This is a genomic window from Pseudomonas sp. ASL7 (genome assembly GCF_056680375.1).
Genome location: NZ_CM155279.1, coordinates 6150943 through 6164272 on the forward strand (window position 1 = coordinate 6150943; position 13330 = coordinate 6164272).

Genomic DNA, 13330 nt, shown 5'->3' on the forward strand with positions numbered 1-13330 from the left:
GAATCACTCTGTAGCGCAATTAGCAGCTGTTGCTGCACGCGCCGCGCTATTGCGTCACTCCATCTTACAATTCCCCGCTTCGGAGCAACGTCATGGCAATCCCACTGTGTGGGGCTAACTGATCGATCCTTAAAGGAAGGGAATATCATGCGCCTCGACACGCTGGAAACGCTGATGGCCGCGTCCCTTGTGCTTCTGCTTGGAAGACTGATCCTTGCCCGAGCGCGCCTGTTGCGTACCTACAGCATCCCCGAGCCCGTTGTTGGCGGGCTATTGGTGGCTCTGCTGGTTTTTGCATTGAGCCGTGCCTTTAACATTGACGTGCGTTTTGATACGACGCTTCAAGCGCCGCTGATGCTCACATTCTTCGCCACCATTGGTTTAAATGCCGATCTGGCTGGGCTGAAAGCCGGCGGACGCAAATTGTTTTTCTTTCTCGCTGCAGTGATTGGCTTGCTCGTCCTGCAGGATACGCTCGGCATTGTCCTGGCCTGGGTGTTGGGGCAGGAGCCTACTCTTGGCCTGCTGGGTGCGTCGGTAACTCTTTCGGGTGGCCATGGCACCGGCGCTGCCTGGGCTGCCGTATTTTCGGAGCGTCATGGGTTAGCCTCTGCAACGGAGATTGCGATTGCCTGTGCCACCTTCGGTCTGATACTTGGGGGATTGATCGGCGGGCCAGTCGCGCGCTTTCTGATCGTACGAAACGGCCTTACCCCCAAGTCGCACTCCAGCCCGGAAAGCGTAACTGCTTTCGAAGAACCCAAAGCAGTTCGCCCGATCACGGCGGACGCCTTCATTGAAACCGTGGCGCTGATTGCCGTTTGTCTCGCCGTCGGTTCGGCGCTTGCCTCGTGGTTGGCCAACACCGCATTTGAGTTGCCGGCGTTCGTCTGCGTACTGTTCGTCGGCGTCATTCTGCGCAATGCCCTTGCCTTGCCTGGCTGGTACCCGGTCTTCGAGCGCGAAGTATCGCTGCTTGGAAATGTAAGCCTTGGGCTCTTTCTGGCCATCGCGCTGATGAGCTTGCGTTTGGGGGATTTGGCTTCACTTGCGCTGCCGCTTCTCACTATCCTCGTTGTGCAGGCGCTGGCGATGGCAGGCTATGCCATCTTCATCACCTTCCGGGTCATGGGGAGCAACTACGATGCGGCGGTTCTGGCAGCCGGGCACTGCGGTTTTGGCCTCGGGGCCACGCCAACGGCGATTGCCAATATGCAAGCCATCACGGCGCAGTTCGGCCCCTCCCATCTTGCCTTCCTGATCGTGCCGATGGTGGGCGCGTTTTTCATCGATATCGTGAATGCGGTCATCATCAAGTTGTTCCTGCTACTGCCCATTTATGGGTAAGGGTGCGGGCCAGTGCCCATCGTCGGCTGGACGGATCTCTGGCACCTGGGGTAGGTTCACCATCCAACTATTCTTTGGGCATCCACAACCATGAGCGATCGTCACATCATCGTTCCAGATCACATGAGATTACTTTCCGAGCGGGCCGGCTACGCCCCAGCTGTGAAGGTGGGCGCAACGCTGTATTGCGCAGGCCAGGTAGGTCGTACGCCTGAGCTTGCAGTTATTGAAGACCCGGAGCAGCAGTTTTTTGCCGCATGGGAAAATCTCCGGCTCGTCCTGGCCGCTGGAGGCTGTGAATTTGAGGATGTCGTCGAAATGACGACTTATCACATCGATTTGCAACGCCACATGCCACTATTCAGAAGCGTGAAGGATAAAGTCTTTCCAAGGGGCACCTGTGCATGGACATGCATAGGCGTCAGTGAACTTGCCAAGCCAGGCCTGCTTGTAGAGATCAAGTGCATCGCAGTGCGGCGATGAGTGCTTTTAAGGGCGCGGGAATGAAATCTTGAGCTGAAAAACAGGTTTGTTGAACGCGCTTTCATACGCAACTCTCGGATTTTGCCTACAAGCTGAGCAGGAGTCACCCGCTATCCACAGCTGGGTAGATAGGAAATAGTGCTCCGCAGAACGGAGTGGACGATTGGTGATGAGCGATTGACGTCCGAAAAATTGCCGGCTTCGCAGAACCGTTACGGATGCGTTCGCGCCATGACTGTCTAGCAATAGTCACCCCCCGATATTTTTCATGGCCGTTCAACACGACCACTGAATCTCAGATACGAAAAACGCCGCTTTCCTAATTTAGAAGAGCTGCATTTTGACGCTATTGATCGGTGCCGCTCATGCATCGACAACGTCCAGCGCAGATTACAAACCTTTTTTTTGGTATCGCGGTGTAATACCATGAACAATAAGCAGCTCAGCACGCTCACAGCTATCTTCTCTAGGCCGACGCCTTCTACGCTGGAGTGGGCTCGTATCGAGTCACTGCTTGGCGCGGCGGGTGCCAAGACCATCGAAGGCAACGGATCGCGTGTTCGTTTCGAACTGAACGGTGTGGTCGCAACATTCCACCGGCCTCACCCAGACAAAGAAGCAAAGCCCTACCAGGTGCGTGATGCAAGGGCTTTCCTTGAACAAGCAGGAGTTACCCCGTGAACGTCATGAATTATCAAGGCTACGCCGCCCGAATTGACTACAGCGATGAAGACGGTCTGTTTGTCGGCCACATCGCGGGTATCAAGGATGTCGTCGGGTTTCACGGAGAATCTGTCAGCGAGCTCCGAGCTGCGTTTGAAGAGGCGGTTATTGATTATCTGGAGACGTGCGCCAAATTGGGTCGTGCACCGCAGAAGCCCTATTCTGGAAATCTCAGCCTGCGCCTCGCACCAGCGCTCCATGCAACAGTCGCCGTAAAAGCACAGCTCGCTCACAAGAGCATCAACCAGTGGGTAGCCGACGTTCTTGATCGTGAGGCGCACGCCTGACCCACTCGCCGGTGGCGCTGGTTATCCGATTCGCCACACGGGTATATCGCAGAAGTCACCACCCTGTTCCCCGCAAGCTTGCCTTTACTTCAATATCGCACGCGGTGAAGACACGCCTCGCTAGGCAGGGCGTGCCTGCCATCCCTTGGCTTCCATCATCTGTGTAGCCAAGTCTCTAGCGTTCATCGAGCCGGACAGTATCTTCCGCATGTTGGCGATGTGTGGGCGGCCAGCTTCGCGCCATGCCGGTTGCGCAGGTGGTCAAAGCCGCGAAGCAATCCATGGCCGGCCAACTGGCGGTGCTGGAAAGTTACGCGGCCGACAGTTCACCACTGGGCGACCTGGCGGCGCTGGCCCCCCGTAAAGCGGCCCAGCAGCAAGCCCGTGACCAGCAGTTGGACGAGCTAAAAGCCTTGCTCGCCGGCGGCGCTGAAGACAGCAGCATGCGCGCGCGCCTGATTGGTCCGGGGAACACCAGCGAACTGCGCCGCGAATTGCTCGCCGGTGACTCCCCGGGGCACGAATGGGTGCTGTGTGCCGGCGTCATGCTGGTGGGCTCGAAAGAGGCGTTGAGTTTTGTCCAGGAGCTGGTCGGCCTATGACGCTGTTACTCGATGGCCACAAGGTGCAGGGCAAGAACCTCAAGGTGACCGCGAACCTGCGGATTGAAAGCGGCGACATGTCGGGCCAGACCAGCAATACCGACAAGGCGCACAAGGGCTTCAAACCCAAGACCCTGACCGTTTCGCTGCTGATTCCCTTTGTGGATAACTCGCACATGACCGATCTGATGCGCCTGGCCGAGTCCACGGGCAGCGGTGGCCAGTTGCACCTGTACCGCGTTGTAAACGACACGGCCGAGGCCTTCGGTATACGCCAGGTCGAGTTCTCGGACGGGATCAGCGCCCGCGAGGACGATTCCCTGCGCGCTTGGTTGGTGCAGTTCACACTGAGCGAACGCCAGTCTAACCCTGAGAAGGTCGAAGGCCGACGCGCCAGCAATGCAGTGAATGCCCAAGGCGGGCCGGGGAGTGCTGTGGGTGGCGATGGCAAGGACTCGACCATGGACAACCCGGCGTTGAGTGGCTTCGAAAAAGTGCTGGGCCGTGTCGATAAATGGCTGGGCGGGAGTGAGCCGAAGTGAAGCTGCACAAAGTCCTGGCCATCAACGGCACGCCTTTCGCCCTGGTGAAAGAGGATGTTCGACTGGACGCCACCAGCCCGGGGCGGGCGACGTTTACGATCAAGTCCGCAGAGTCGGTCAAAGGATTGGTGACACTGGATATCGGCTACAACGACCGCACGCTGCAACGGCACTTTATCGGCTACGTCGAACGCTGCACCCCGGCCAACAGCATCGAGCAGGTGCTGTTCTGCCGCGAGCTGGCCGCCGTGCTGGCCAATCCGTTGCCGCTGAACCTGCGTCACGTCGATCTGCAGGCTGTGCTGGCCCAGGTCAGCGAACAGACCGGTTTGCGTTTCCGCGTTCCCGATCGGCCCTACGCCAACGTCAAAGCACCGTTCTTTTACAGCCTGGCCGCCGGTTACCAGGCGATGGATAGTCTGGCCCGGGTTTTCAACATTCCCGACTTCACTTGGCACCAGCTGGGCAACGGCGAAGTGTTTGCCGGCAGTTGGGCTGACAGCTTTTTCGGCGCCCGGTCACCGCTGCAAATCCCCACGGAGCTGTTCGACGGCTACCAGGGCAACCAAAGCGCGATGGTCGCGGCCCTTCCCGGGTTGCGACCAGGTGCAACAATCAACCACGGCGAGCGCATCACCAGTGTGGCCCTTGCCAACGACCAGATGGCCATCCGATGGAAGACGCAATCCGCCGCGCTGTAGAGCGCCAATTCCCTGAACTGACTGGTGGTTACCACCTGCCGCGCTTTGCCCGAGTTATCGCCGTGGCCGATGCCCCAGCCGGCGCCGGGATCTGCGACGACTTCCGGCCGCGTTATGCCGTGGACATTGAACTGCTCGGTCCGGATGGTGAAGTCGATCCGCAGTTGCCGTTGCTTGCCGGTGTGCCCTTGCCGCTGCCCACCGGTGGCGAAGAAATGGGCATGTATGCCTTTCCGGAGGAAGGAACCCAGGTGGTGGTGTGCTTCGCTTACGGCCTGCCGAACAAGCCCTACATCCAGACTATTTTGCCGCATGGCCTGAGCATGCCCCGGGTGCCGAAAGGCGATCAGGTGTGGCAGCACAGCGAAGCCGCCCAACAGCGCGTGGACGCCGATGGCAATTGGTTACGCCAGACCGATGGCAAGATTCAGGACAAGGCGATCGAACGCGAGGTTGAAGCGCTGGAGAACCGCGAACAATTCCAGAGCCACACTCAGGCGGTGGATGATCATTCGACCGAGACGGTGGGGGGAGTCAAGACCATCGAGGCGCTGGGCGCGCTCAAGCTGATGTCGGGCGGTTCCGCGAGCCTGGCGGCGGTGGATGATCTGCACCAGGCCACCGGCCGCGACCTGAACCTGGTAGTGGGGCAAAAGCACAACGCCACTGTGGGTGGCGACATGCAGGAGAAAATTCAGGGCTTGCGCAAAAGCGTGGCCGGCGTCAGCCAGCAGCTGCAAGCGCCAAAAGCTTGGTTAGGGTCGGATAGCGTCAACGTATTGCAAGTGCTTTACGACCTCATTGAGCTGGTAAGCCAGATGAGCAATCAGTTAGCTGGTCATGTGCATACACCTGGTCCCACTCCCGGGCCAAGTGATGTGGCACTGTTTAACGAAAAATTCGCAGCGGCTAGCCTGCTAAAAGCTCAACTAAAACCAATAATAAAAGGATAAACACTAGATTTTATTTAGCCTTTTTAGGCGCTGGTATTCTCTCATCTGTCTAAGCATGTAAAGCTTAAATTTCTTATCATCTTTAATGTTGGGGGCTGCCACGTGTTCGAATAGAGATTTTTTAATGATTTCAATTTGTGGAGATAGATGTAGCAGAAATGATGGAGTTTTCTCGATGAAAGGGTCGACTATTGTAAGTGTGTTTTCAGTTGCTGAACATAACCACGTAACCATGATTTCATTGATGTGTAAGTCGCCGAAGCCATACCCGATACATGTGAGGTGTTTTACGTGATAAATGTCTGACTTGAATTTATCAAACATTACCGTCAGCCCCTGACTATGGCTACTCCTCCCTTTCTGAAACTTGAACGCTCCGGTAATCAAGCTGCGATCGAAGAACTGTGCTTCTTGATCAGAATCTTTCAGGGTGAGTGCTTGAATTGATCTTATGCTGTCCTCTTTCTCGACCTTGTAGTACGCGTTATGGACATCAATTATCCGCTGGATATGGTCCCCTGGTAAACTCCCGGGTGAGCTGAATCGGATGTAATCTTTACAGGAATTGAACAGGAAAGTGTCTAGCCCTCCATGTAATTTATACAGGTTCACTCCTCGTTCACCTGGTGCAAAAAAATCTAAATCCCCCTTGCTCATCTGCTCGCTTGTAAGTACTTCAAATTCAAATTCAAGCGAGGCGCCGTTAAAAGCTGTCTTAGAATATTCGGAGTTCTTATAGAATCCGGCCTTCAAAGGCTCTGCCATAAATGAGCAAATCTCTTCAACCATTACGTCATGATTTAGACTAAATATTCTTAGTGGTTCGCCACTCTTAAAATACTTGCGAAGTCCTTCCAGATAGCTCAGGCCTAAAATAGTTAGTTCCTTCCTGGCTGAGTGTTCGGCAATTAAGTATCGGGACACCATGTCCACTAAATGGATACGGATATTTTCGTAATTTTCTGTGGATGGCCCATGGCGATGTGCCATGACCTCGATAGCACCGATAACTGCCTCATAGTGCAAGTCTTTATCATCTAGTAATCTTAAAAAGAAATCAGTCGATTCTTCAGACCACCGATAGTTACTAGCAATTTTTCTTACCAAGTCCGGAGTATGGTCCGCCTTAACGTTTTCCGTTAGCTCCACTACTAAAGGCATTCCAAGTTCGTAAGAAGCACCTGCCCCCAAAAAAAGTCCCTGCATGATCTTTTCCCTGTTAATAAATGAACGCAGGGGTGATCGTAGCACCCCATCTATTTTCCAGTCGTGCATCTGCCGCGTGGATCTGAGCAGTGTGCGAGAGCCAGGTTGGATTTACATCTCGCTGTGGGATCGTCTGCGCGTAGGTTCACCGCACATCTATCGGGTCGGAGTGATTGGGTTCCAAGCACTACATTTTCTGGTGATTGCCTCACCCAAGCCGGGACCACCAGGATTGCGCAAAGGCGCAACCGTCGATGTACTCGATGCCGCTCAACACAAATCCACTGACAGCCATCCCTGCCAGCGTCGCATCTAATAGAGGTGGCAACGGATCAGGATCCAGCGGCATACCCACGTTGACCACCGCTACGTTCGTTGCTCGTCCCAAGTCCTTGCTGACCGTTGAACTCACCATAACGTTGCCTCGAATTGGCGGATAACGGCCACGCTCCTTGGTATCGAGCGCTATACCTCGTAGGCGCATCGGGGTAACTAAAACATTCATGGGGCGCCCTCTACTCGCTGGAATCGATGTCGAGTAGCGACTCAACGGCAAAGGCCAGTGCCCCGTCCGCTAACTCCAGCAGATCGCTAAGATCATCTGCATCGATCACCTTGTTCAGGTGCAGTGCGTGTGCCTGGCTCAGCAGCGCCTTGTGATGGGCACCGGGCTTCGCGAGTAGTGACACGTCATCGCGCAGCAGAGCGCGCCACTGAGCTATTGCTGAAGACTTTACGGTTGTCGCTCCCACAGGCTCTGCGTTCATCAGTCCCACCTATTCAAGCAAAATACTGTATGTATAAACAGTATAGCGCTCGCGGTGTCACTGCACATCAGTAGGGCGACTGACGGCATTCAGCGTGCTGAGTGCTGGGGGCTGAGCTGCCCAGGGAAAATGCCACAGCAACGAAAAAACTGATGAAAAAGCACTTATCCCCCTCCCGCCGACGGGCTCTATGTCTGTTTTTTTTGCAAAGGGAATACTGATGCAATTAGATATCTAGCGTAGGCCCGCTGGGGGGACTATGGGGAGGTTGGCGATTGCTCTGTGTGTAAGGTTTTGCAACAAAGTGCAGGGGGCTTGCAGAGCGTTCAGAGCGATCTAGATCGGCGACTGATCTCTAAAGACCCCGATTTTAAAGGGGATGGCCTTTTAAAATATTTGTTTTGTTGAGTTTTTATCTTTTGACTAGCCCATTCTTAATGAGCTTTGGGAGGGGCAGGGAGGGCTTCAAATTGCCTAAGTCTTAAGCGTACCGGGTTTCAAGTCCGTGTGACCCATTTTAGAAGTTAGCCAGCAAGGGTGCTTCAGATAGTCACTATCGAATCATTCTGGAAGTCAGTAGCTATTGGTCCATTGACGTCTTCTTCACCAGGCGTCAATCACGTTGAGATGTCAGTCAACTTCCTATGCCAAACCGAGATCAAGATGTCTGATCTCTTTAAAAATCGCGAATTCCAGTATGCTCTTTCCCCAGTTTAAGTGTCCAAGTTGATTGCTATCAAGCTCTGTAGCATTTCCGTGAACTAGTTTTGATCTGGCCTCATATAGCTCTTTGAAGCTTTTCTTTATTGCTCGTCTTCCCTTGATGTTATTGCTTGTCAAATAGGCGCATCGATCTGCAAGTGTCTCAGTTAGATTTCCATTGTATGTCATGTCGCCAAGTAACGCCTCTAATCCAATGCATACTTGTAAGAATGCTAAAGTCTGGTTCTCAACAATATATGAGTCGAAACACCATGTTATGGCCGCCTTTACCCTGGTTGCCTCATCGCCGGAGAACTCAATTAGCTGTATGGGTTTGGTAAGTGTTGAGATTATGTTCTTGTCTAGCTGGTTTTGTTCATTGGAGTTGTTGATAGATTCGTCGCTCCAGTTTATATCTAGACTACCCAATAATCTGCATAGGTCTAATGGGAGTTCGGCGGTTGTCGTTCTTGGTGTTTCGAAGCCTTCGTCAATAGAGATGATGGTAAGTTTTTTTATTTGATGATGCGTGAGCAAGAAAAAACCGAGGCCGGCTTTAAATTCTTCGGACTGTTTGAATAAGCCCTTGGACATTCCTTGTTGGAGGATTATTTTGAAGTTATTAACAGCGATCTTATTGCATGTGTTTTCGAGTCGGCGACTTGCATGGCCGAGCATTCTCTGTTTTATGTAAATTTTTCCTAGTTCTAGCTTCTTGTCTAGAGATAACAGTCCGCGATTGTATCCGCCTGGAACTTGATCGGCATCATGGAAGGAAACTATCGATGTGTCTCTGCTTAGTATTATTGGCGTGGGAATGTTTTTTGTTATTTCCGGGATTGGAAGGTATACGTTAATTTCTCTAGGTATTGATAGTAGGTAGTCTTTAAAGTCGTTGGTTAGTTTTTGGCCGTTTTTTTCGCCGAGGATGTCGTCCCAAAGTTTTCCTTCGGTTGCTGAGTTATTACCGGTTACAGCTCTAATTGCTTCATATGTAAAATCATAAAAAATAGAGAATACGTCTATTGAGTCAATCCATTCCTTTTTATCTTTGAGTATTTCTTTTGATAGTGACTCAAGGTGTACGGACACTGATTCATATAGTGGCCAGCTATCTTTTATTAGGCAGTTCTTGAAAGTGCCACGAATCTTGTTTTCAATTCTTTCAATTCTTTCAATTCTTTCAATTCTTTCTATTCTCTTATGATCCAATTTGTCTACCCCTTATAATAAATTCAAGCCCGTACTGATAGGGCGCATTTTTCTTCAGGATGCGGTAGCGCTCCGTAATTCTGCCGACGTAACGGCGTATTCGGATAAGTATCTTGTGAAAATGTACCCCCAGCCGTGATGCTCAGATGCCCCCACATAGAATCCTTATTAAAGAAGCATAGCAGTGACAGCGTCCCTAATTGGAATGGAAAGCGATTGCTCAAAATTTGCTCAGAAAACGTTCGCTCTGGCGGAAAAGATGGGCGGAAGGGAGACCGGTACGGGATTTGGCTAAGAGGGATTAGATGACGACCTACCCTCCAACGGCGCGTCAGGTGCTTTTGGGCTTGCCACGGCGTTCCACTCACTCACCAATGCCTGCACGTTGTCGGGTTAGGATGGGCACCGTTTCTTTTTGTCACTCAGGAAGTCTATGGACATTATTAAGCTTCGACACGGTAAGCGCGTCAGCGTACCGAGAGAAAAGGTATCGCAGCGTCGACCTTGGGAAGAGCCTTACGGAACAGTGGTAGGAAGCGTAAGCCCGAATGGGGTATCGGTACGGCTCGACGGCGAATGCGCCACGATTCTCAGGCTTCGACCAGAAGACTTGGATGAAGAATAGTGTCGGTTAGTCGCGAGGTTGCTTGTCCACACGTCTCGATAGTGTCCACAATGTGTCCACGGTGTCCGATAACCATTTCGGAAAAAGACAGAGAATATCCCGTACATCTCAATAGTTACGTGCTCTGGCCAAGGCGGTCTGATAATTCGGGTTGATAGGAAATCAACTCCCCATTTACGTGGTGTAGCTGGCGGGGCGAACTATTAGCCTTCGTTTATTCAGTTTCGCGACGATCTGGTGGGGATCCGCTCAGTCGGGCCAAGCCTTGTTTGATATGACCTGCGTTTTCGCCAATGGTGTAAAGCGCCCCCCGCACGTTATCGCCCACATCTACCGCATTTTGCTTCTCTGCCCACAGCGTCAGTTCCATCACTGCCGCTTCCAGGGCCATTGATTCTGGTAAATCCGTTCCAGCACATCCGCCAGTGAATATTCGCTTGCCATGGTTGCCGGTCCTTTCGAAAAAACTCAAGCATAGCAGCGACACTGCGCGGGAACGGGGCCGAATCGGCGTCTGTGCGATGTGAAATCGGGAGGCGTGTTTAAAGTGACTATTTTTCGCCACCCTCCGCGAAACCGAGCGATAAATGCTCTGCAGCCCTTCTAGAACGTGGCGTTGAGGGGTGGCGATCAGGCGCTCAGGTGGACTATTTAAAAAGGTATTTAAATACAAAACCCTTATAAATCAAGTGCTTGAGGGGGGTGGGTAAATAGCTTTCCTGATAGCCCGAGAAATAGTTTGGGTGATCTGAAAAAGAGGATTGTTGAAAGCGCTGAAAGCCTTGTTCTGTCTGGGGTGGAGAGTAGAAAAGAAAATTAAATAGCTTTAATAGTCACTTTAAACCTCAACCGGAAAATCGATTCGATCCGGTAGGGGGAGGCTATCTGACGAGCGAGGTTCTCACGGTCCGACCATGCGGCTGGTTCGCTAGCATGGGGGGCGGTAGATTCTTGGAAACTGTCACCAGGCGCGATTGGATGTCCGTGGACTGCGCTGGAGGCCTTGAAAACAGTGGAGCGGGTGAAGGGAATCGAACCCTCGTTATCAGCTTGGGAAGCTGGAGTAATGCCATTATACGACACCCGCTCAGAGCGGCTGACTTTGTACCAGATGTGCGCATGGAAAAGAAGTTTTTCTTTGCGTGCGATGGCTTTAACACCGGGTGAAACACAAGCAGGGACCGCGTGATAGTCATTCGCGGGCAAGCCTCGCTCCTACAGGGCAGGGCTTGCTCGCGATGACTCTGTTTCAGATTGCCAGTGCATGGTGATCCTGAACGTAGTGGTAACGCGGTCGGCTTTCATGCTGTGCCGGCTTCAGAAAGCCCAGCAATGCCTTGCGGCTGTCTCGGCAGGCGGCTTTGTGTTCCATGTCGAGAAAGTGCCCGGTCGCATCCAGCGTCGTAAACGTGGCGTTTTGCACGTGGTCGGCGAATAACCGGGCGCCATCGGCGGCGGTGTATTCGTCCCATTCGCCGTTCATGAACAGTACCGGCACGTTGATTTTCTTCGCGGCTTTGAAAAAGCACTGGCGATCGCTGTGCAGCAGGTCGCTGATGTGGAAGTGCATTTGCCCGTATTCATGGTCGGCCAGGCTGCTGACGTGCCGGTAGTTGAAGCGCTTGAACAGGGTCGGCAGGTGTTTGCCGATGGTGCTGTTCACCAGGTTGCCGACGCGGTCACCGTCCCGGCTGCCGAGGTAGTCCACACCGCGCTCGAGGTAATCGAGCATGTGCGCGTTGATCTCCGGGGAGAACGAGCTGATCACGGCTTTTTCGATGCGTCGTGGCTGGTGGGCGAGGGCGACCAGGGTCGCGGCGCCACCCCAGGAAAACGACAGCACGTGTTCGGCGGCGAAGTGGTCGATCAGCTCCAGGAGGATCTGCGCTTCGACTTCCTTGGTCAGCAATTTCTCGTGCAGGTTGTGGGCTTTTGACCTGCCCGCGTAGGGTTGGTCATAGCAGACCACATTGAACTGCGGGTGGAGGTTTTTCACGGTTTGTGCAAACGACGCAGTCGTGGCCATCGAGCCGTTAACCAAGATAATGGTCTTCTCTGCGGCGTCTGCGCGATAGAACTCCGTGTAAACCCGGTACTGACCTTGTATATCCAGCACAGCGATTTCTGGCCTCATGTCATAAGACTCCTGGCAAGCGGTTATGCGCGCAAATGAGATTGCACGAGCTTTGTGACAGGTAGGCATATGCCTTGAATTTTTGTGGCCCATGTCGATCCGTGCTGCAGGTCGACGGGTATTATTATTGGCGGGCAGTCTGCCGGTCTGAGGCGGAACCTGAGGGTTCTCTAACCGGCAAAAAGTTTCTTAGAAGTATGTTGTGACTCGTCAGTCACATTTCGGCTGACGACCTGATTCAAGCAGGGGCAACGCCATCGCGCAAGTGCCTTTCGTAAATTGTTCGACAACTTCTGCTCAGCGGTAGGCTGCTTAGATCAATTGAATCTCTTCATCGCTTAGCGGGCGGTATTCGCCCGGTTTCAGCGAGTCGTCGAGCACCAGCGGCCCCATGCGTTCGCGATGCAGGCGCAACACCTTGTTGTCAAAGTGGCCGAACATCCGCTTCACCTGGTGATAACGGCCTTCGACGATACTCAGACGCGCAGATTTCGGCCCGAGCAGCACCAGCTCGGCCGGCAACGTAGTGAGGTCTTCGAAGGCGAAGTACAGGCCTTCGGTAAATTTCAGCGCGTAGTGCGGCCCGATGTCCTGCTCGGTCTCGACGTAGTAGACCTTGGGCAATTTGGTCTGCGGTTGGGTCAGGCGTCGCGACCAGCTGCCGTCGTTGGTGATCAGCATCAGGCCGGTGGTGTTGAAATCCAGACGACCGGCGATGTGCAGTTCGTCCTTGTCCGGCTCATGGATCAGGTCGAGCACCGTCGGGTGTTCCGGATCACGGGTGGCGCTGACGCAACCGGCGGGCTTGTGCAGCATGAAGTGGCGCACCGGTTTGCCGGTTTGCAGCACCTCGTCGTCAACTTCGACGCGGCTGAACTCCCGGACCTCGGCGTGCGGGTCGCTGACGATGGTTCCGTCGACCCTGATGCGCTTTTCCACCAGCAACAGGCGAACCTGCTTTCGGTTGAAGCGCGGCAGGTTGCTGAGGAAACGGTCAACACGCATGACGGGAGATCGACAGGAAAAGGGCCGCGCATCTTACGTGA

13 protein-coding genes, 1 tRNA gene and 2 pseudogenes are annotated in these 13330 nt (G+C 53.5%); 8 read left to right on the plus strand and 8 right to left on the minus strand.

Features of this window, described 5'->3' with window-relative positions; translation table 11 throughout:
* The first annotated feature begins 144 nt into the window (after nt 1-144).
* The 8 genes and pseudogenes from gltS (at nt 145) to AC1MDT_RS28450 (ending at nt 5638) form a co-directional block, all read left to right on the plus strand.
* Complete coding sequence (gene gltS / locus AC1MDT_RS28415; RefSeq protein ID WP_480422880.1) at nt 145-1347, plus strand: sodium/glutamate symporter; 1203 nt, start codon at nt 145-147, stop codon at nt 1345-1347.
* A gap of 90 nt (nt 1348-1437) precedes the next feature.
* Nucleotides 1438-1830: a RidA family protein gene (locus tag AC1MDT_RS28420; protein WP_480419982.1), complete on the plus strand. Its 393-nt coding sequence runs from the start codon at nt 1438-1440 to the stop codon at nt 1828-1830.
* Between the two features lie 426 nt (nt 1831-2256).
* Nucleotides 2257-2511, plus strand: a complete 255-nt coding sequence (locus AC1MDT_RS28425; RefSeq protein WP_480419983.1) for a type II toxin-antitoxin system HicA family toxin — start codon at nt 2257-2259, stop codon at nt 2509-2511.
* A complete protein-coding gene (locus AC1MDT_RS28430) occupies nt 2508-2840 on the plus strand; it encodes a type II toxin-antitoxin system HicB family antitoxin (protein WP_480419984.1) in 333 nt (110 codons plus the stop codon). Before AC1MDT_RS28425 ends, AC1MDT_RS28430 begins: the two co-directional genes overlap by 4 nt.
* Nucleotides 2841-3097: 257 nt before the next feature.
* Nucleotides 3098-3442 (plus strand): annotated as a pseudogene (locus AC1MDT_RS28435) (hypothetical protein); the annotation flags it as partial.
* Nucleotides 3439-3984, plus strand: coding sequence for a baseplate complex protein (locus tag AC1MDT_RS28440; protein ID WP_480419985.1), 546 nt, complete (start codon nt 3439-3441; stop codon nt 3982-3984). The pseudogene AC1MDT_RS28435 and the gene AC1MDT_RS28440, both read left to right, overlap by 4 nt.
* A complete protein-coding gene (locus AC1MDT_RS28445; RefSeq protein WP_480419986.1) occupies nt 3981-4685 on the plus strand; it encodes a hypothetical protein in 705 nt (234 codons plus the stop codon). The genes AC1MDT_RS28440 and AC1MDT_RS28445 overlap by 4 nt, the downstream gene beginning before the upstream one ends.
* Nucleotides 4658-5638 carry a phage baseplate assembly protein V gene (locus AC1MDT_RS28450; RefSeq protein ID WP_480419987.1) on the plus strand — a complete coding sequence of 327 codons (981 nt, stop codon included), beginning with the start codon at nt 4658-4660 and terminating at the stop codon, nt 5636-5638. The genes AC1MDT_RS28445 and AC1MDT_RS28450 overlap by 28 nt, the downstream gene beginning before the upstream one ends.
* Nucleotides 5639-5641: 3 nt before the next feature.
* Here the strand turns inward: AC1MDT_RS28450 and AC1MDT_RS28455 are convergent, their stop codons facing one another.
* The 8 genes and pseudogenes from AC1MDT_RS28455 to AC1MDT_RS28490 form a co-directional block, all read right to left on the minus strand.
* Nucleotides 5642-6844 (minus strand): hypothetical protein, encoded by a 1203-nt coding sequence (locus AC1MDT_RS28455; protein ID WP_480419988.1) that lies wholly within the window; start codon nt 6842-6844, stop codon nt 5642-5644.
* Between the two features lie 208 nt (nt 6845-7052).
* Entirely contained in the window at nt 7053-7349 is a 297-nt protein-coding gene (locus AC1MDT_RS28460) for a hypothetical protein (RefSeq protein WP_480419989.1), read from the minus strand.
* 10 nt (nt 7350-7359) lie between these two features.
* Nucleotides 7360-7611: a hypothetical protein gene (locus AC1MDT_RS28465; protein WP_480419990.1), complete on the minus strand. Its 252-nt coding sequence runs from the start codon at nt 7609-7611 to the stop codon at nt 7360-7362.
* A 642-nt stretch (nt 7612-8253) separates the two neighbouring features.
* Nucleotides 8254-9525, minus strand: a complete 1272-nt coding sequence (locus AC1MDT_RS28470) for a hypothetical protein (RefSeq protein ID WP_480419991.1) — start codon at nt 9523-9525, stop codon at nt 8254-8256.
* Between the two features lie 839 nt (nt 9526-10364).
* Nucleotides 10365-10594 (minus strand): annotated as a pseudogene (locus AC1MDT_RS28475) (hypothetical protein).
* Nucleotides 10595-11163: 569 nt separating this feature from the next.
* Nucleotides 11164-11237: transfer RNA gene (locus tag AC1MDT_RS28480), tRNA-Gly, on the minus strand.
* Between the two features lie 162 nt (nt 11238-11399).
* Entirely contained in the window at nt 11400-12284 is an 885-nt protein-coding gene (locus AC1MDT_RS28485) for an alpha/beta fold hydrolase (protein ID WP_480419992.1), read from the minus strand.
* A 312-nt stretch (nt 12285-12596) separates the two neighbouring features.
* Nucleotides 12597-13289: a pseudouridine synthase gene (locus tag AC1MDT_RS28490; RefSeq protein WP_480419993.1), complete on the minus strand. Its 693-nt coding sequence runs from the start codon at nt 13287-13289 to the stop codon at nt 12597-12599.
* Nucleotides 13290-13330 lie beyond the last annotated feature (41 nt).